At 69.0% G+C, this 18,934-nt stretch carries 12 protein-coding genes; 4 read left to right on the top strand and 8 right to left on the bottom strand.

Features of this window, described 5'->3' with window-relative positions; genetic code table 11:
- Position 1: 1 nt before the first annotated feature.
- Positions 2-1,681: a SulP family inorganic anion transporter gene (locus LTV02_RS05320; protein WP_233038784.1), complete on the bottom strand. Its 1,680-nt coding sequence runs from the start codon at positions 1,679-1,681 to the stop codon at positions 2-4.
- 86 nt (positions 1,682-1,767) lie between these two features.
- On the opposite strand from LTV02_RS05320, the gene LTV02_RS05315 reads away from it, so the two are divergent.
- The 3 genes from LTV02_RS05315 to LTV02_RS05305 are packed head-to-tail and all read left to right on the top strand — an operon-like array spanning position 1,768 to position 3,045.
- A complete protein-coding gene (locus tag LTV02_RS05315; RefSeq protein ID WP_067722530.1) occupies positions 1,768-2,193 on the top strand; it encodes a DUF6325 family protein in 426 nt (141 codons plus the stop codon).
- Between the two features lie 15 nt (positions 2,194-2,208).
- The gene (locus LTV02_RS05310) at positions 2,209-2,520 is read left to right on the top strand and encodes an SHOCT domain-containing protein (protein ID WP_067722501.1); all 312 of its coding nucleotides are present in this window, start codon (positions 2,209-2,211) and stop codon (positions 2,518-2,520) included.
- Between the two features lie 36 nt (positions 2,521-2,556).
- Complete coding sequence (locus LTV02_RS05305; protein ID WP_233038783.1) at positions 2,557-3,045, top strand: DUF1269 domain-containing protein; 489 nt, start codon at positions 2,557-2,559, stop codon at positions 3,043-3,045.
- 11 nt (positions 3,046-3,056) lie between these two features.
- On the opposite strand, the gene LTV02_RS05300 is transcribed toward LTV02_RS05305, so the two are convergent.
- Positions 3,057-3,944, bottom strand: a complete 888-nt coding sequence (locus LTV02_RS05300) for an alpha/beta fold hydrolase (RefSeq protein ID WP_233038782.1) — start codon at positions 3,942-3,944, stop codon at positions 3,057-3,059.
- Between the two features lie 190 nt (positions 3,945-4,134).
- Between LTV02_RS05300 and LTV02_RS05295 the strand changes: the two genes are divergently transcribed.
- Positions 4,135-4,353: an EF-hand domain-containing protein gene (locus LTV02_RS05295; RefSeq protein WP_067722495.1), complete on the top strand. Its 219-nt coding sequence runs from the start codon at positions 4,135-4,137 to the stop codon at positions 4,351-4,353.
- Between the two features lie 49 nt (positions 4,354-4,402).
- Here LTV02_RS05295 and LTV02_RS05290 read toward each other — a convergent pair whose 3' ends face one another.
- The 6 genes from LTV02_RS05290 to LTV02_RS05265 form a co-directional block, all read right to left on the bottom strand.
- Complete coding sequence (locus LTV02_RS05290) at positions 4,403-5,182, bottom strand: ABC transporter permease (protein ID WP_233038781.1); 780 nt, start codon at positions 5,180-5,182, stop codon at positions 4,403-4,405.
- Positions 5,179-6,000: an ABC transporter permease gene (locus tag LTV02_RS05285; RefSeq protein ID WP_233038780.1), complete on the bottom strand. Its 822-nt coding sequence runs from the start codon at positions 5,998-6,000 to the stop codon at positions 5,179-5,181. The genes LTV02_RS05290 and LTV02_RS05285 overlap by 4 nt, the downstream gene beginning before the upstream one ends.
- Positions 5,997-7,004, bottom strand: coding sequence for an ATP-binding cassette domain-containing protein (locus LTV02_RS05280; protein ID WP_269821608.1), 1,008 nt, complete (start codon positions 7,002-7,004; stop codon positions 5,997-5,999). The genes LTV02_RS05285 and LTV02_RS05280 overlap by 4 nt, the downstream gene beginning before the upstream one ends.
- Positions 7,001-17,290, bottom strand: a complete 10,290-nt coding sequence (locus LTV02_RS05275; RefSeq protein ID WP_233038779.1) for a non-ribosomal peptide synthetase — start codon at positions 17,288-17,290, stop codon at positions 7,001-7,003. The genes LTV02_RS05280 and LTV02_RS05275 overlap by 4 nt, the downstream gene beginning before the upstream one ends.
- A 73-nt stretch (positions 17,291-17,363) precedes the next feature.
- Positions 17,364-17,795, bottom strand: coding sequence for a hypothetical protein (locus LTV02_RS05270; protein ID WP_233038778.1), 432 nt, complete (start codon positions 17,793-17,795; stop codon positions 17,364-17,366).
- Between the two features lie 423 nt (positions 17,796-18,218).
- Positions 18,219-18,722 (bottom strand): DUF3592 domain-containing protein, encoded by a 504-nt coding sequence (locus LTV02_RS05265; RefSeq protein ID WP_456299812.1) that lies wholly within the window; start codon positions 18,720-18,722, stop codon positions 18,219-18,221.
- Positions 18,723-18,934 lie beyond the last annotated feature (212 nt).

The raw sequence follows: 18,934 nt of genomic DNA, 5'->3' as shown, positions 1-18,934 counted from the left end.
ATCAGTGCTCCAGATCGGCGGTCGCGGCGGCCACGGTGGGATACACCCGGATGGACCGGTCGCCGCGGTCGGCGCTGCGCAGGGCGTCGCCGAACTGGCCGACGGAGCGAGCGATACGGAAGTCGATCCGTTTGCGCGCCAAGCTGTCTCGTAGCTGATCGAGCATTTCGGCGGCGCTGACGTCGATGCTCGGCGAGGTTTCGGCGTCGAGCACGACCAGGCGGGTGCGATCGGTGCACAGCTGCTCGATCCGCTCGCGGACGTAATCGGCATTGGCGAAGAACAGCCCGGATTCCACCCGCACCACCAGCAGGTCGTCGCGGCGCGGCAGGTCGGGGTGTTGTTCGGCGTCCAGCCACAGCGTGCCGTGCCGGGCGAGGGCGGCCACATGCGGCTGAGAGGCGCGATACACCAAGAGCACCATGGAGATTCCGATGCCGATGAGCAAGCCGGGCAGGGTGTCGAACAGCAGCACGCCGAGCATGGCGGCGAGGGCGGCGGTGAAATCGGCGCGGGCGGCGCGGCCGTAAATACTGCCCAGCCGGGCGGTCCAGACGCCGTAAAGGCGTCGCAGCGCGGCGAAATCGACGAGTTCGATCACCGCGGCGATCACCACCCCGGCCAGCGTCGCTTCGGGCAGCTTCTCGAACAGTCCGGTCAGGAACAGCAGGGTCAGCACGGTGAGCGCGGCGACCACCAGGCCGCTGAGCTGGGTGCGCGCACCGGCGGAACCGTTCACGGCGGTCTTGGAGAGGCTGCCGTTGACGACCATGCCCGAGGCCAGCCCCGATCCCAGATTGGCCGCGCCCATGCCGAACAGTTCCCGGTTGGGGTCGATGTCGTAACCGGCTTTGGCCGCATAGGTTTTGGCCGCGCCGAGCCCTTCCGCGAACCCGATCAGCAGCACGCCGACCGCGGGGCCGAGCAGATCGATGTAGTCGTGGAAGCTCACCCCGCCCGGGAGGCCGAGGGCGGGCAGGCCGGCGTCGATGTGGCCGACGATCGCGACGCCGTGCTCGTCCAGATGCAGCAGCCGCACCGCGAGAATGCCCAGCAGCACCGCCAGCAGCGAGCCGGGCACCAGTGGCAGCCACCGCTTCAGCCCGACCACGACGGCCAGACCGACCGCGCCGACAAGCGCTGTGCGCCATTGCGTTTCACCGAGGTGGGTGAGCACACCCCACGCCTGTTCGAAGAAATTGCCGGAATGCTTGTCGATGCCGAGCAGTTTCGGCACCTGCCCGATGATGATGGTCAGCGCCAGCCCGACGATGAACCCCTTCAGCACCGGCTCGGAGATGAACGCCGCCACGAAACCCAGCCGGATCAGCCCGGCCAGCAACCCCAGGACGCCCGTGGCAATCGCCAGCCCCGTCGAGAGCGCCAGGTAGCGCCCCGAATCGCTGCCCGCCAGCGGCGTGATGATGGCGGCCGACAGGGCCGCGGTCGCCGACATCGGCCCGACCACCAGGTGCCGGGAACTGCCCGCCAGCGCGTACAGCACCAGCGCCGGCACCGCCGCGTACAACCCGGTCACCGGCGGCACCCCGGCGATGGTGGCGTAGGCCAGCGCTTCGGGCACCAGCACCGCCCACACCGTCAGTCCCGCCAGCACGTCGGGCCGCAGCCACGTCGTGCGATAACCCTGCAGCGATTCGAAAACCGGCCATCGGGCGCTCATTCGCTCACCCTAGGGCGACGGCCGCGCACCCGACCTCACCCCCGGTGGGTGAGGCGCGCCCGGGCCGGCGCCGCGAGCATCACCGCATGGCGCAAACAACTTCGAATCTCGGGCCCGTGGAGCTGGTGGTGATCGGATTTCCCGGTACCCAGCTCGATGTGAGCGTGCGGGCCGCGCTGCGGGACGTGGTCGATCGAGGGTATGTGACGGTGCTCGACCTGGTGTTCCTGTCCAAGGACGCCAACGGCTACATCACCGAGATCGATTTCGACGAGCCGCTGGACGAACTCGGCCTCACCGGGCTCACCGGCAACGGCCGCGAGCTGGTCAGCGATTCCGACCTCGAACCGATCCGCTCCACCATGCGCGCGGGCACCTCCGCCGTGGTGGTCGTGTACGAGGAGACCTGGGCCCGCAGCCTCGCCGACACCGTTCGCCGGGCCGACGGCGATGTCATTCTCCACGTCCAGGTCGACCGCGATGCCCTGGACGCCGCCCTGGCGTCATCGTAGGAAAGGTTGCCGCACATGATTCTTCGCAGAGCCCGTTTCGGCCGCCCCGGCTTGATCGGCACCGTGGCCCGTACCGCCGTGGTCGCGGGTACCGCCAGCGCCACCGCGAACGCCGTGAATCGCCGCTCCGAGCAGCGCGCCGCCGAACAGCAGGCGTACGCCGAGCAGCAGCAGGCCGTCTATTCCCCGCCGCCGCAACCGATCTCGCCACCCGCTCCCCCGGCCGAGGATCTGGTGTCCCGCCTCGAACAGCTCGGCAAGCTGCACGCCTCGGGCGCGCTCACCGATGCGGAGTTCGCCGCGGCCAAGGCCCAGCTGCTCGGCTGACCCGTCTCGATAATCCCGTCGAAAGGAATCACGAATATGGCAGGCACCCTGACCGTTTGGAAGTTCCCCTCCGAAACCGGAGCCGAGACCGCACTGCACACCCTGAAGGAACTCCAGTCCGAGGAACTCATCACCGTCCACGATGCGGCCCTGGTGACCTGGCCGGCGGGCGCGAAGAAGCCGAAGACCCGCCAGCTCAACAATGTCACCGGCTTCGGCGCACTGAACGGCGCTTTCTGGGGGATGCTGTTCGGGCTGCTGTTCTTCGTGCCGCTGCTGGGCGCCGCTTTCGGCGCGCTCGGCGGGGCCATCGGCGGGGCGCTCACCGATGTCGGCATCAACGACGACTTCATCGACCGGGTGAAAAAGGAAGTCACGCCGGGCACTTCGGCGCTGTTTGCCCTCACCTCGGGCGCCGTCGCCGACCGCGTCCACGACCGGGTGGCCGGGCAGCACGGGCAGTTGATCGCGAGCAATCTCTCGGCCGAGCAGGAGGCGAAGCTGCGCGAAGCCTTCGCCGACTGAACGGCATTCGTTCAGCTGTCCCCGTCGATCGCCGCGAAGTGCCCGGTCAGGAGTTGCACCACCTGACCGGGCGCTTCGTCGGGCAGCCAATGCGATACGCCGGGAACCACTTCGAACCGGAACGGCGCGTCGACGTATCGGCCCGAGCGGCGGGGGCCGTGTTCGAGGACCGCGGTGTCGCCGTCACTCCACACCTGCAGCACCGGCACGCGCACGCGCCCGCGCAGGAAACGCGGCGAGGACAGCAGCATGCCCCGGTACCAGTTCAAGCCGCCGCGCGCGATCACCTTGTCCCGCAGGCGATCCGAGTCCCGCCGCGCCACTTCCGCGGGCTGCCCCGTCTGCCGCAGCAGCCGCCGGAACAGCTCGGTCCGCAGGATGTATTCCGGCAGCACCGGCAACTGGAAAACGTACATGTACCACGACGCCAGGCCCTGCCGGGTGGTGAGCATCGCCCGCACGAATGCCCCCGGATGCGGCACCGAAAGCGCTGTCAGCGAGGCTATTCCGCTATGACCGGTGGTGGCCGCCGCCCAGGCCGCCGCCGCGCCCCAGTCGTGCCCTGCCACGTGCACCGGCCGCCCGATCTGCTCGACCATCGCCACCACATCGGCGGCGACCTCGTCGAGCCGGTACGCCCACCGCCGCCGCGGCGCCGCGCTTTTGCTCGCCCCGCGCAGATCCGGCGCGAACGTCCGGTATCCGGCCTGATTCAGCAACTCCGCGACCTCGGCCCAGCTCCGCGAGTCCTGCGGCCAGCCGTGCAGCAGCAGCACCGGTTCCCCGTCGAGCGGCCCGGTATCCCGCACCGGAAAGACCAGCTCACCCCGCCGGAACACGGCGATCCGGCCCGGATCGCTCCACACGCCGTCCGGCTCACGATCGGATACATCGGTCATCGTCGACACCCGCACCTTCATTGGTCGCAGCAATACGGCTTCAGCGTGTCACACCCGATCAGTTTCTGCTACCTCCCGTCACACTAAACTCATGGTGCGGATTACCGCGCGGATCCGGCCGCTGCAGTCTCGGCGTCTCTGCGATACTCCTGGGGCTGTATACGGTGCGAAACATGATGGAGGAGTGGGAATGGGCGGGTTCACGGTGGCGGAAGCCAAGGCGGTTTTCGAGAAGGTCGACGTCAACGGGGACGGGTATCTGACCGTCGAGGAGTACACGCAGGCGGTGCAGGCGTACGGCTTCTCGTCCGAGGCCGCCAAGCAGGCCGCACTGTCGATTCTGGCGAAGGCCGACCTGGACGGGGATCAGCGGATCAGCCTCGAGGAGTTCCTGACCCTGGTCAGCTGATCGGCGCTACCGGGCCCAGCCGGCGTGACAGCGCGAGCCGCGCGCCGGCTCAGGCCGGGGCGGGATGGCAGCGGCTTGCGCGGCGGTAGCCGAGGACGGCCGGGACGGCGAAGAGACACAGGGCCGTCAGCGACCAGGCGAAGCTCAGGGTGAGCGGGCGGGCGAGGGGGCCGCCTTCGGACAGTGCGCGCATGGCTTCGACGGTGACCGAGATCGGCTGATGTTCGACGACGGGGCGGATCCAGCGCGGGTACGCCTCGAGCGGGACGAAGCCGGTGCTGAAGAACATCAGCAGCGAGGTCAGGATCGTCATGCTTTCCACCAGTGTGGCTTTGGGCGCGAGGGCGGCGATGGCGGTGACCACGGTGGCGAAGCCGAGACCGAGCAGGACGGGGATCAGCACGAAGGCGAGGGCGGGCAGCGCGCCCTGCTGGAAACGGAAGCCGAGCAGATAGCCGAAGGCCACGATCATCAAGGTGCCCAGCAGGATTCGGGTGCCTTCGGCCAGTACCCGGGCGGCCGGGCCCGAGGCGCGGTGCACGGGCAGGATCCAGAATCTGGCGAGCAGACCGGCTTCGCGTTCACGCCACAGCATGGCGCCGCTCGCCACAGCACCGGAGAGCGCGCCGATCACGGCGACCATGGGGACCGAGCCGTAAAGGGCGCTGTGCCCGGAGAATCGGCTGACCTGGGAGCCGATCACGGTGTCGAGGACGAACAGCAGCAGGCACGGGATGACCAGGGTTTCCAGCAGGGTGACCGGGTGGCGGGTCCAGCGCAGCAGTAGCCGCTGGGTCTGGATCATGGTGTCGCGCAGCAGCATTGTCATGCGGCGCTCCGGATGTTCAGCCGCCACGCCAGGGGCAGGCAGAGCAGGGCGATCGCCGCGATCCAGAGCAGGGCGGGCGTGATCAGTCCGAGGGTGAGGACGGGCGCGCCGCCGCCGCTGTCACCGGCCAGTGCGCGCAGTACGGCGGCGAACTGGGAGACCGGCTGATTGCGCACGAAAGGCTGTATCCACTCCGGGAATTGGCTCGCGGGCGCCAGGCCGGTGGAGAGCAGCCCGAGGATCAGTGGCGGCAGCCCGAGGATCTGGGTGATCGATTCCGGGCTCCGCGATGCCGTGCCGACGACATCGGCGGCCAGGGTGAACACCATGCCGACGCACAGCGCGAACACCACGAATCCGAGCGTGTGCGCGGCATCGAGCCGGAACCGGAAGCCGATCACGTGCCCGCAGACCAGGGCCGCGGTCAGGGCGATGCACAAGCGCAGGAAGGATCCGGACATGCGGGCGGCCACCGGCACCAGCGGCCCGATCGGCATGGTGTGGAAGCGGCGGTCCAGTCCCGAGACCGCGTCGGTGGCGGCGCGCATGGCGGCCGAGATGGCGGTGAAGGCGCTCGCCTGCAGGATCACCAGCGGCATCATGAATTGCGCGTAGCTGCTGTAACCCGTTCCGGCGAAGGACATCACGATGTTCAGCGGGATGTAGAACCCGGCGGTGAACACGGCCGGGGCGATCACCGAGGTCAGTACTTCACCGGAGCGCACGGCGGGTACGACGAGCCGCCCGCTCAGCGCCCACCATTGCCGGATCGCGTCCGGTGTGGCGCGCACCGGATCGAAGCGAACCGCGGCGGTCACGGATGCACCTTCTTGCGTGCGGCGCCGGGATCGGGAGCGGCATGTTTGCCGGGACTGGCTGTGAGAGAGAGGAATACATCGTCGAGCGATGGCCGCCGCAACGCGATATCGGCCAGTTCGATGCCCGCGCTGTCGAGCAGGCGCAGTACCTCGGCGACCGTTTTCGCACCGTCCGGTGCGGGCACGGTCAGCCGGTCGATATCCGCTCCGGGTGCGGAATGCCGCTGTGGCGCAATAGGTTCCAGTACCGCCTGCATGATCGCGAGTTCCTGCGCGTGCAGCGGGACGATCTCGCAATAGCTGGATCCGGTGCGCGCCTTGAGCTCGTCGGCGGTGCCCTCGGCGACGACCGCCCCGTGGTCGATCACCACGATGCGGTCGCACAGCGCGTCGGCCTCTTCCAGGTACTGGGTGGTGAGCAGCGTGGTGATGCCGTCGTCGCGGAAGGTCCGCACCAGATCCCAAACCCCTTGCCGGCTGCGCGGATCCAGCCCCGTGGTGGGTTCGTCCAGGAACACCACCTCCGGGCGTACGACGAGACCGCAGGCGATATCGATGCGCCGCCGCATCCCTCCGGAATACGTGCCGACCCGCCGCGTCCCCACCTCGGTGAGTTCGACGGTCTCGAGGAGTTCGTCCGCGCGCGCCCGGGCGTCCCGTTTGCTCAATCCCTGGAGGCGGCCGAACAGGACGAGGTTCTCGTACCCGGACAGCATGCCGTCGAGTGCCGCGAACTGTCCGGTCAGCATGATGGACCGGCGGACCGCGGCGGCCTCGCGCACCACATCGTGCCCGGCCACCGCCGCCCGGCCGCCGTCGGGCGCGAGCAGCGTGGAGAGGATGTCGACTGTGGTGGTCTTGCCTGCCCCGTTGGGTCCGAGCAAGCCGAGGATCTCCCCCGGTTCCGCCACGAAATCGATGCCCCGCAAGGCGGATACGCCACCGAACGCCTTCTCGATGCCCTCGACGATCACCCCGCCGGAGCCGCCCGTCGCGCCCATCATGCGTCCGCGCCCGGTCGCGTGGTCAGGTGCGGGTCGAGCAGGCGCGCGATCCGGGACAGTGCGGCCGGCGCGGTCATGCGACTGTGTTCGGCGTCGATGTCGTACACGGTGATCTCCCCGCCGACATGCGGCCTCCAGGCCTGCGGTTCGGCGATCTGCGAAACCCCTTGCGTGGCACGGAAGAACACGATGTCGCCGTCGAACCGGGGTCTTCGATACCCGTCCATGAGCCGGATGGCCGCATTGTAGGACCCGGTGAGCCGTTCCAGCAGTTCCGCGGTCACCGGCGACTGCGCCCCGAGCCGATCACGGATCAGCCCGGCCGCCGCCTCGGCGCCGATATCCGCGGGGATGCCGGAAAGCCCGAACAGTTCACCGAATTCGTTGAGCAGCGCTCCGACCGCGAGCTCTTCGGTCGCCGCGGCATCGGCGTGCGCCCCGTTGGAGGCGTCGGCGTCCATCATCGCCAGCACGCCGACTTCGGCTCCGTCGGCCCGCAGCACCGCCGCGATAGCGTGGGCGATGATGCCGCCGAACGACCATCCCAGCAGATGGTAGGGGCCGTCCGGTTGCGCGGCCCGGATCTCGCGGGCGTAGCGCTCGGCGAATCCGGTAATGGTCGCGATGGGCTCCTCCCCCGACAGCTCGGGCGCCTGCAGCCCGTAGATCGGCCGTCCCGGGCGCAGCAGTTCGGCGAATCCGAGGAAGGGCCAGGCGATTCCGGACGCCGGGTGCACGCAGAACAAGGCCGGTTCCGTACCGCCGCCGCGAATGGGCAGCAGCACGTCCAAGCCCAGTGCCGAGGATTCGGAAACCCCGGACCCGGTCTCGGACGATGCCGCCAGCGCCGCCACGGTGCGATGCCGGAACACCTGCGCGGGCGTCAGTGCGATGCCCCGCCCGCGCGCCCGGGATACCAGTTGCAGGGCGATGATGCTGTCGCCGCCGAGCGCGAAGAACGAATCGTCGATGCCGATGCGATCCCGGCCGAGCAGTTCGGCGAACAGGTCCGAGAGCTCCTTCTCCACCGGCGTGGCGGGCGCCCGATAGGCGACGGTGTCATCGGCGAACACGGGTTCGGGCAGCGCCTTGCGGTCCAGTTTGCCGACCGGGGTCAAGGGGATGGCATCGACGATGACGAAGGCGGCGGGCACCATGACCGCGGGCAGCCGTTCGGCCAGATACGCACGCAATTGCGCGATCTGCGGCGTCGGCCCGGCCGCCGACGGCATCACATAGGCGGCCAATGCGGGCTGCCCGGCGGGGGTGTGCACGCCGAGCGTGACCGCGAATTCGACCCCGGGCGCGGCGGCGAGTACCGCATCGATCTCGCCCAGTTCGATGCGCTGCCCGCGAATCTTGACCTGGAAGTCGGCGCGCCCCTGATATTCCAGCTGCGGTTCCGCGTCGCCGGTCCATCGCACCAGATCGCCGGTGCGATACATCCGTTCCCCCGGCGCGCCATACGGATTCGCGACGAACCGCCCGGCCGTCAGCCCGAACCGATTGAAGTAGCCGCGTGCCAGCGACGGCCCGGTCACGTACAGCTCACCGACCACGCCCGCCGGCACCGGCCGCAGCCAGGCGTCCAGCACGAGCAGGTCGCTGCCCTGCACGGGCCCGCCGAGCGTGACCGGCGCATCCGCCGCCAGTTCGCCGGATCGGGTTGCGACGATTGTGGTTTCGGTGGGTCCGTAGAGATTGACCATATGCCGTCCGGGCGCCCACTGCGCCACCAGATCCGCGCCGATCGGCTCCCCGCCGACCGCCAGGTGCCGCACCTCGGGCAGGTCGCCGGGTTGCAGGGTGGCCAGTACGGACGGGGTGACGAACGCGTGCGTCACCCGTTGGTCGCGCAGTACGACGGTGAGATCGGCGCCGCTGTAGGCGTCCGGTGGCGCGACGGCGAGCGTCGCGCCGGAACCGAAGGCGTACAGCATTTCCAGGATGGAGGCGTCGAATCCGGGTGAGGCCACGTGCAGGACTCGCGCATGCCGGTCCAGGCGCATGGCGCTGATCTGCTCGGCGACGAAATTCGCCAGGCCGTGATGCTCGAGCAGCACCGCTTTGGGTTTGCCGGTGGAGCCGGAGGTGTAGATCAGGTACGCGATCTGCTCCAGGGTGATGGGCCCGCCGCGTTCGGCGTCGGTCACCGGCCCGTCGGGCACGGTCATGGCGTGCCGGAGCGTGCGCAGTTCGTCGAGCACCAGCCAGTCGACGGTGTCGGGCAGCTGATCGCCGATCTCGCGCACGGTGATTCCGATCGGCGCGCGCGAATCGGTGAGGACGTGTTCGATGCGGTCGATGGGATGGTTCGGGTCGACCGGCAGGAACGCGGCGCCGGTTTTGGCGACCGCCCACAGTGCGACCAGGGATTCCAGTGAGCGGGTCAGCGCGAGCACCACGAACACTTCCCGCCCGACCCCGTGCCGGAGCAGGATGCGGGCGTAGCGGTTGGACCAGGCATCGAGTTCGGCGTAGGTCATGGCTCGGTCGCCGGCCACGATGGCGGTCGATTCCGGGTCGAATCCCGCGCCGGTGGTGAGGATTTCGTGCAGGGTGAGCGGTAAGGTGGGGTCGGCGCCGCGCCTGGGTGTGAGGTGCCGCCGCTCGGATTCGGTGGCGGCCGGCAGTTGCGCGAGGCTGCGCTCCGGATCGGTGGCGATGGCGGTGAGCAGCCGTACGAATCGCTCCAGCAGCGTCCCGGCGGCCTCGGTGTCGAGCTGTTCGGTCCAATGGTTGACGGTGATCCGCAGGGTGCCGCCGTCGCCGCCCGGGAGCGGGGTCACCTTGAGAATCAACGGGTACGGCGCGGCTTCGGTGTCGGCGATATCGATCAGCCCCATGCCCGCCCGGGCCAGGGCCGTATCGAGTCCGGCGCGGTCGACGGGCACCGATTCGTAGACGGTGATGGTGTCGAACAGTGCGGGCATATCCACCGCGCGATGGATGTCGGCCAGGCCGATGTGCTGGTGGTCCAGCAGTCGCGCCTGCTCGGCGACCATGCGCGCCAGCAGATCCGAGATCCGTTCGCCGGGATCGAGGGTAACCCGTACCGGCAGGGTATTGATGAACAGGCCGATCATCTCCTCCACCCCGGGCAGCTGCGGGGGACGCCCGGAGACGGTCGCGCCGAACACGACGTCGGTGCGGCCGGTCAGGGTGGACAGCAGTAGCGACCAGGCCAGTTGCAAGGCGGTGTTCACGGTCGCGCCGGCGTTTCCGGCCACCCGGTTCAGCGCGGCCGTGAGTTCCGCGGGCAGATCGGTCGACCGGGTGCCCGGGGTGGGCGAAACCGGTTCGGCCGCAGGGAAAACCAGGGTCGGCGCGTCGATGCCGCGCAAGGCGTCGGTCCAGGCCGCGAGCGCGGAATCACCCGTGTCGCCGAGCCAGGACAGGAACTCCGCGTACGAATGCGCGGGCCGCCGAGCTTCGGAATCCGCTGCGCCGGTGAGGTATCCGGTGAGCAGTTCGCGGATGAGCAAGGGCATGGACCAGCCGTCGAGGACGAGGTGGTGGCTGGTGACGATGACCGTCCAGGTCATGGGGGTGGCGTGGATCAAGGTCAGCCGCAATAGCGGCGGTTGGGTGAGGTCGAACCGGGTGCGGGCGTCTTCCGCGAGCAGCCGCGCCAGTTCACGCGCTCGGTCCTGATCGGTGTGCGCGGTGAGATCGATTTCCCGCCAGCCGATATCGGCGGCTTCCACGACCACCTGACGCGGACCGGTCTCGGTCTCGATGAAGCCCGCGCGCAGAATATCGTGCCGGTCCACCAATCCCTGTGCGGCGGCGCGCAATCGGGCGGCATCGATGGAGCCCCGTAGTTCGGCCTTGGTCTGGAGCAGATAGTGGTCGACGGTGTCCGGGTCGAATCGGGTGTGGAAGTACATGCCCTGTTGCAGCGGCGACAGCGGCCACACGTCGATCAGGCCCGGATAGTCCAGCCGCCACAGCTCCAGATCGAGCTCCGGCACCGGAACCAGGCTGAAGGGTGCGATCGGCCCGGCCGCGGGGTGCGCCGCCGCCTCGGTGACGGCCGCCAGTCCCGCGACCGTCTTGTGGTCGAACACGTCGCGCGCGGTGAACGCCAATCCGGCGGTGCGCGCCCGGGACACCAGTTGCAGGGCGATGATGCTGTCGCCGCCGAGCGCGAAGAACGAATCGTCGACGCCGATGCGCTCGCGGCCCAGCAGTTCCGCGAACAGCGCCGCGAGCGTCTGCTCCACCGGTGTGCCCGGTTCCCGGAATACGGCCGCACCGTCGGTGAACACGGGGTGGGGCAACGCTTTGCGGTCCAGTTTGCCGACCGGGGTCAAGGGGATGGCGTCGACCATGACGAAGGCCGAGGGCACCATGACCGCCGGTAGGCGCTCGCCGAGGTAGGTCCGCAACTCGTGGTCCGTGGGTGCGCAGCCGGGGGCGGGGACCACATAGGCGGCCAATGCGGGTGTGCCTGCCGGGCCGGGTACGCCGAGGGTGACCGCGAATTCCACGCCGGGGGCGTCGATGAGGGTCGCGTCGATCTCGCCGAGTTCGATGCGCTGCCCGCGGATCTTCACCTGGAAGTCGGTGCGGCCCTGGTATTCGATGCGGGGGTGTGCCTCCGCGGTCCAGCGCACCAGGTCTCCGGTGCGGTACATGCGTTCACCGGGCGCGCCGAACGGGTTCGCGGTGAACCGGTCCGCGGTCCGGCCCGGTCGCCCGGAATAGCCGCGTGCCAGGGCCGGACCGGCGAGATACAGTTCGCCGGTGACGCCCGGCGGCACGGGGCGCAGCCAGGAGTCGAGCACCATCGCCGCCATGCCCCGGATCGGCTGCCCGAGCGTGACCGGTTGTCCCGCAGCGAGTTCGGCGGGCCCGGTGGCCCAGATGGTGGTTTCGGTAGGTCCGTAGAGGTTGACCAGGCGCCGGCCCGGCGCCCATTGCGCCACCAGGTCGGCGCTCACCGCTTCACCCGCTACGGCGAGGAATCGCAACTCCGGCAGGTCCTGCGGTTTCATGGTGGCCACCACGGACGGGGTGATGATGGCGTGCGTGACGTGCTGGGTGCGCAAGAGTTCGGCCAGTTGGTCACCGCTGTAGACGTCGGAGGGCGCGACGACCGCCGTGGACCCGCCCGCGAAGGCCAGGGTCTGCTCGGAGACGAAGGAGTCGAAGCTGGGCGAGGCGACCTGCAATACCCGCGAGCGCTGGTCCACTCCGAACGAATCCTGCTGGGAGACAACCAGATCGGCGATGCCGCGCTGGGAGATGAGGACGCCCTTCGGGGTGCCGGTCGAACCGGAGGTGTAGATCATCCAGGCGGCCTGGTCCGGCCGTGGCCGCGCGAGTTCGATTCCGGCGGGGGCCGTCAGGCTGGGATCGTCGAGCTCGAGCCAGTGCACCCCGCCGGGCAGCGCAGCGCGCTGAGCGGATTCCGTAAGTCCCAGCGTGGCACCGGAATCCGCGAGCACGAGTGCGATGCGGTCGGCGGGCTGCCCCGGATCGATCGGCAGGAACGCCGCACCGGCCGCGGCCACCGCCCAGACGGCGACGATCAGCTCCGGTGAGCGCGGGAGCAGCAGTGCTACCAAGGTTTCCGGGCCTGCGCCGGCGGCGGTCAGGAGCCGGGCGATGCGATCGGATTCCGCCCGCAATTCGCGGTAGGTCATGGTGTGCGTACCGGAGACGATCGCGACCGCGTCGGGGTTCAATGCCGCTCCGGCGGTGAAGATTTCGTGCAGCGTGCGCGGGACGGAAGCCGCTCCGCCGCGCAGTGGCGTCAAGTCCGCTTCCTGCTCGGCGACCCCGGACAGCTGCCCGACTGCCCGGCCGGGCGCCGTGGCGATGCCGGTGAGCAGGCGCACGAAACGCTCCAGCAGCGCCCCGGCGCGTTGGTCGTCCAGGCGTGAGGTCCAGTAGTTGATGCCGATCCGCAGCCGGTGGTGGCCGTCCGCGCCGGGCTCCGGAACTACCTTGAGGCTCAATGGATATGGTGCTGTCTCGATATCCGAGACCTCCAGCACCCGCATTCCGGCGCGGTCGAGTGCGCTGTTGAGGCGTTCCCGGTCGATCGGCACCGATTCGTAGACGGTGATGGTGTCGAACAGTTCCGGCATACCGACCGCGCGATGGATCTCGGCGAGCCCGATGTGCTGGCAATCGAGCAGCCGCACCTGTTCGGACTGCATGCGGGCGAGCACGTCGGTGACGGGTTCGGCGGGGTCCAGCGTGACTCGCACGGGCAGGGTATTGATGAACAAGCCGATCATTTCCTCGACGCCGGGCAGTTGCGGCGGACGACCGGAAACCGTTGCGCCGAACACCACATCGGTGCGGCCGGTCTGCATCGACAGCAGCAGCGACCAAGCTAATTGCAGGGCGGTATTGACCGTGGCCCCGGCTTTGCGCACCACCGACTCCAGCTGGGCGGTCACCGCGGCGGGCAGCTCCGTCGAGACGCTGCCCGCACCGATCGGGCCCGGTTCGGGTGGCGCGGGCAGGACCAGCGTGGCGGCGTCCACACCGTTCAAAACCTCTGCCCAGGTGTCGATTCCGGTGCTGTCGTTCGCCGTCAGCCAGGCGAGGAATTCGGCGTAGGAGTGCGGTGCTTCGGCCGGTTCCGCGGGGCCGGTGAGGTATCCGGTGAGGAGTTCGCGGATCAGCAGCGGCATGGACCAGCCGTCGAGGACGAGGTGGTGGCTGGTGATGAGCAGCGTCCAGGTGTCGGCGGTGGTATGGATGAGCGTCAGGCGCAGCAGGGGCGGTCGGGTCAGATCGAAACGGGTGCGAGCGTCCTCGCCGGCCAGCCGGTGCAACTCGGCGTCACGGGCACGATCGGGCAGCTCGGCGAGATCCACTTCGCGCCAAGCCACTTCGGCGTGATCGAGGACGATCTGACGCGGTCCGTCCGGGGTATCGAGGAAGACGACGCGCAGGCTGTCGTGCCGGTCGATCACCGCCTGGGCGGCGGCGCGCAACCGGGCGGCATCGACGGAACCGGCCAGCGCGGCGCGGGTTTGGATCAGGTAGCGGTCGACGACGACCGGATCGAACTGGGTGTGGAAGTACATGCCCTGCTGCAGCGGCGACAGCGGCCACACATCGGTCAGGTTCGGGTAGTCCCGTCGCCGGCGCTCCAGATCGGCCGCCGACTCCGGGACCAGCGCGAACGGTTCGACCGGGGCGCTTACGGATTCGGGTGCCATGGTTGCCGCCACGGCGGCCAATCCGGCCACGGTCTTGTGGTCGAAGACGTCGCGCGCGGTGAAGGACAGTCCGGCCGCGCGGGCGCGCGACACCAGCTGGAGGGCGATGATGCTGTCGCCGCCGATCGCGAAGAAGGAGTCGTCCACGCCCACCCGCTCCCGGCCGAGGAGTTCGGTGAACAGTTCGACCAGGGTGCGTTCCACCGGGCTGCCCGGGGCTCGGTATTCGGTCGTCTCGTCGGCGAAGACGGGGTCGGGCAGTGCCTTGCGGTCCAGCTTGCCGACCGGGGTCAGGGGCACCTCGTCGACCATGACGATCGCGGCGGGCACCATGTAGGCGGGCAGCTGCTGCGCCAGATAGGCACGTAGATAACCGATTTCAGGAGCAGGCCCCGTGCTACCGGGCACCACGTAGGAGGCGAGCGCGGGCTGGCCGGCGGGGGTCCGCACACCGAGGGTGACGGCGTACTCCACTCCGGGCGCGGCAGCGAGCACGGCATCGATCTCGCCGAGTTCGATGCGCTGACCACGGATCTTCACCTGGAAATCGGAACGGCCCCGATACTCCAGCAGCGGTTCCGCGCCGCCGGTCCAGCGGACGAGATCACCGGTTCGGTACATGCGTTCACCCGGAGCGCCGTACGGGTTGGCGACGAAGCGCCCGGCGGTCAGGCCGAACCGGCGCAGATAGCCGCGCGCCAGAGCGGGGCCCGCCAGATAGAGCTCGCCGGTGACGCCCGGCGGGACCGGTTGCAGCCAGCTGTCCAGCACGAGAGCCTCGAAACCGCGGACCGGCGGCCCCAGGGCAATGGGCCGATCCGGCCCGAGATCGGGGAATCCGGTTGCGACAATGGTGGTTTCAGTAGGTCCGTACAGGTTGACCAGGCGGCGGCCGGGTGACCATTGCGCGACCAGATCCGCGCTCACCGCCTCGCCGCCCACCGCGAGACTACGCAGGTGCGGCAGGTCGTGCGGAGGCATGGTGGCGAGCACCGACGGGGTGATCAGCGCGTGCGACACCCGTTGATCGCGCAGGACGGTCTCCAGTTCCTTGCCGCTGTAGGCGTCCGACGGGGCGATGACCAGGGTCGCGCCGCAGCCGAAAGCGAAGAGGGACTCCAGGACCGAGGCGTCGAAGCCGGGCGAGGCGACGTGCAGGACGCGCGCGTGACGATCCAGGCGCATCGTTTCCCGGTGCTCGGCAAGGAAATTCGCCAGGCCGTGGTGATTCAGCAGCACCGCCTTGGGTTTGCCGGTGGAGCCGGAGGTGTAGATCAGATAGGCGATCTGGGCGGGCAGGATCGGGCCGCCGCGCTCGCGGTCGGAGATCGGTGTCGCGGGCAGCTCGCCGACGTCGCGGAGAGTTCCGGGGTCATCGAGCAGGAGCCAATCGACGAGGCCGGGCAGGCGAGCCGCGTTGTCGCGCAGCGTGATTCCGAGCGCGGGCCGGGAATCCGACAGGACGTGTTCGAGGCGATCGAGTGGGTGATCCGGGTCCACCGGGAGGAAGGCCGCGCCGGTCTTGGCGACCGCCCATAACGCGACCTGCGAATCGATCGAGCGGGTCATCGCGAGCACCACGAACCGTTCCCGGCCGATACCGCGCCGCAGCAATACCCGGGCCAGGCGATTCGACCGGGCATCCAGCTCGGCGTAGGTCAGGGACTCGGCGCCGGAGACGAGCGCGGTCGCCGCCGGATCCGATTGCGCTCCCGCCGTGAGAATTTCGGGCAAGGTACGCGGCTGCGCGGAAGCCGCGCCCCGTGCGGGCGCCAGGCCCGCGCGTTCCTCGGCCGTCGTGACCGGTATCCGCGACAGCGCGCCCGCCGCGCCCGCGCGCAGGAACCGATCCAGGAACGCCAGGAAACGCTCGTGATGTGCGCTCAGCTCGGCTTCGCTGTACAGGTTCGGATTCGCCTGCAGATCCAGGTGCGTGCTCTGCCCGCCGATGCCCGGGTACACGTTCACGAACAGGTCGTCGATCAGCCCGGAGATCAGCACGTGCAGGCGGCCGATCACCGGGCCGAGGTGAATCCGGTTGTCGAACATCATCAGGTTCACCGTCGGGCCGAACGATGTGGCGATATCCATGGTGTGCCCGAGGTCCCGGAAGATGTCCTCCTGGCGATACCGCTGCCGGCGCAACGCACCGGTCAGTTCGCGCTGGGTGGCGGCGATGAGCTCACCGACCGTCATGCGCGGATCGCGGCCCAGGCGCAGCGGCACCACATTGGCGACCATGCCGCCCGAGCGGCGCAGCGCCGCCGTGGTGCGGCCCGAGACCGGCAGGCCCAGCGTCTCCTCCCGGGCGTCGGTCATGGCGCCCAGATAGGCGGCGAACGCGGCGACCACAATGGGCGCGATACTGCTCGATTCCGCCGCCGCCATCCGCTCCAGCAATTCCGCTGTGGCAGCGGGTATCTCACCGGAGACGAGCGCGGGTTGCGCGGCCACCCCGCCGGTGCGGCCGGCCAGGGTCACCGGTTCGGCGAGCCCGGCGAGGTGGTCGTGCCAGTACTCCCGGTCCGATCGCATGCGGCTGGAATCGCGATAGGCGAGATCGTCGTCCACGATTTCCCGCAGCGCGGCGGCCCGGGCGACCGGGATTTCCTGACCGGAACTGATCGCGTCGTAGATTTCGCTGGTGCGCTGCATCATGGTCATTGCGCCGGCGCCATCGATGACGATGTGGTGCATCCGCGAATACAGGAACCAGGATTCCTCGTCCAAGCGCAGCAGCACCACCCTGATCAGCCGGTCGGCGTACAGGTCCAGCGGTGCCGCGTATTCCGCGCGCATCCAGGCGCGGGCGGCGGCATCGGCATCGGGCCGCCCACCCAGATCCACCAGCTCGACGTCGATATCGAGGCCCGGATCCACCACCTGGCAGGGGACGCCGCCGGTCTCGACCAATCGCAGCCCGCCGGTGCCGAATTCGCTTCCCGCTTGCCGGACCGCGCGGGCCAGCACCGCGATATCGACGTCGCCGGAGAATTCGACGTATTGCGCAATGGAAATCGGGGTGTCCCCGGCCACCTGCTGCGCGAACCAGATGCCGCGTTGCGCGGCGGAGAGTTCGAAAGCGTCGGCGGAAGGCATGGTTTCACCCACGGCGGATCCGAGCATGGGATTCCTGTCTGCGAATGGTGGATTTCCGATTCCGGCGGCGCGTTCAGCTCGCGCGCCGCTGACCGCCCACTTCGGCCGCCGTCAGCGGTGCGCCGGTGGTGCTCAGATACTCGCGCAACGTCGCGCGGTCATCGAGCACCAGCCAGCGCACCGCATCGCCGAGCTCACCGCGCCGAGCATGCACGGTGACGCCCAGCGCCGCCGCGGGGGTGAACGTCCCCTCGCCCACCCGCCACGCGGTAGCACCTATCTTGACCAGCGCGTTTCGCACCGCGAGCGCCTCGAATCCGGGCACGCCGGCCAGTACGACGAGACAGCCCGGTCCGGCTCCCATCCGCAACAGCATGCGCGCCAGCCGATTCGACCACGCCTGCAGATCCGCGTCCGTGAGCGCGAACCCGTCCGCTATCGCCACCACGCCATCCGGCCGCGCCGCCGCGACCGCCGCCTCGTCACCGAAAGTGCTCATACGCATAGAAATCGATCCTCCTACCGGTCGAACGCATTTCTCCACGTGCAGGCAGTGATAACCGCCGGATGACGCGGCACGGGCAGATGATCGCCCCTGGAAAGCGGATGGAGACTGCGGGTGGGAAACACATCCGCGAAATTCGTTGCCGCTGAATTCGAATCGACTACGCAATCACTGCATCGGGATTGCCACCGGTTCGCACAATCCACCGTAAACACGACGCAACACACCCGTAAACCTGCCGACCCCACCCGCCTCCGGGCTAACACCCGCCAGTGTCAGCCCTCCCCCAGACAAACACTCCCCGGTGCCCCCACCGCACCCCATCCGCCACTCAAACCTCATCCCACCCCCGTTCCCCCACCTCCGCCAACCCCACCACCAGCACCACATACGCCGGCCAATCCGGAGATCGGTCCCACCTGATCAGAGCAGGAGGTTGCGCCCGGGGTCGGCGGGGTCGTACAGGACGCGCAAGTGTTCTCGGGTGGCGAGATAGCGGCCGGGATGTTGTTCGTAGGGAGCGCTTTTCGCGGTGAAGGGGCGGCCGGTGGCCGGGTCGGTGCAGACGGCTTCCAGCGAGTAGCTGAGGGGTTCTTCCGATCGCCGGCCGTGGCCACCCTCTTGCACTAGGACACTGTGGACGGGGACGAACAGTTCACGGCCGTGATCGGTGAGCCAAACGGCGAGCCGCCGGTGGCGACGAGCGCTCACGAATGCCCACCCGCCCGCAAGGACGAACAACGAGCCGAAGCCACCGATCATCACTGTGCCCCCGAAGGTTTCGTGAAAGTCCGCGACGCGCGCGTCAGCGGGGTCGTCGGGGTCGTAGGCGACAGCAACCGTGTCACCACGCCAGTAGGTGTGCAGAACACTCCACGTGGTGATTTCGGCTCGATACGAGCGCCCGTCAGCGGCGGTGAACGACACCCATCCGGTCCCACCGTCCGAGTCCGGCGTAGCCACGACCACCCCATCCGTGCGCGTCTTCCCCGCCAACTGCGAGTTGTTCCAAACCCCCAAACCGACGCCGAGCAATACGATCGCCAGTCCCACACCCAGCGCGAAGAACGCATTACGCCGCAGTGGAAGTGCCTTGGGTACCAAGACCATGGGTTCTCCCGGTTGCGCCGGGCCGGGTC

The sequence above is a fragment of the Nocardia yamanashiensis genome (genome assembly GCF_021183565.1).
Classification (GTDB): Bacteria; Actinomycetota; Actinomycetes; order Mycobacteriales; family Mycobacteriaceae; genus Nocardia; species Nocardia yamanashiensis.
This window is presented reverse-complemented; position numbering and strand designations above follow the sequence as displayed.

Excerpts from the sequence above, each read along its gene's own strand:
- LTV02_RS05320 (WP_233038784.1), bottom strand. The coding sequence starts at position 1,681 with ATGAGCGCCCGATGGCCGGTTTTCGAATCGCTGCAGGGTTATCGCACG.
- LTV02_RS05315 (WP_067722530.1), top strand. The coding sequence starts at position 1,768 with ATGGCGCAAACAACTTCGAATCTCGGGCCCGTGGAGCTGGTGGTGATC.
- LTV02_RS05310 (WP_067722501.1), top strand. The coding sequence starts at position 2,209 with ATGATTCTTCGCAGAGCCCGTTTCGGCCGCCCCGGCTTGATCGGCACC.
- LTV02_RS05305 (WP_233038783.1), top strand. The coding sequence starts at position 2,557 with ATGGCAGGCACCCTGACCGTTTGGAAGTTCCCCTCCGAAACCGGAGCC.
- LTV02_RS05300 (WP_233038782.1), bottom strand. The coding sequence starts at position 3,944 with ATGACCGATGTATCCGATCGTGAGCCGGACGGCGTGTGGAGCGATCCG.
- LTV02_RS05295 (WP_067722495.1), top strand. The coding sequence starts at position 4,135 with ATGGGCGGGTTCACGGTGGCGGAAGCCAAGGCGGTTTTCGAGAAGGTC.
- LTV02_RS05290 (WP_233038781.1), bottom strand. The coding sequence starts at position 5,182 with ATGACAATGCTGCTGCGCGACACCATGATCCAGACCCAGCGGCTACTG.
- LTV02_RS05280 (WP_269821608.1), bottom strand. The coding sequence starts at position 7,004 with ATGATGGGCGCGACGGGCGGCTCCGGCGGGGTGATCGTCGAGGGCATC.
- LTV02_RS05275 (WP_233038779.1), bottom strand. The coding sequence starts at position 17,290 with ATGCCTTCCGCCGACGCTTTCGAACTCTCCGCCGCGCAACGCGGCATC.
- LTV02_RS05270 (WP_233038778.1), bottom strand. The coding sequence starts at position 17,795 with ATGCGTATGAGCACTTTCGGTGACGAGGCGGCGGTCGCGGCGGCGCGG.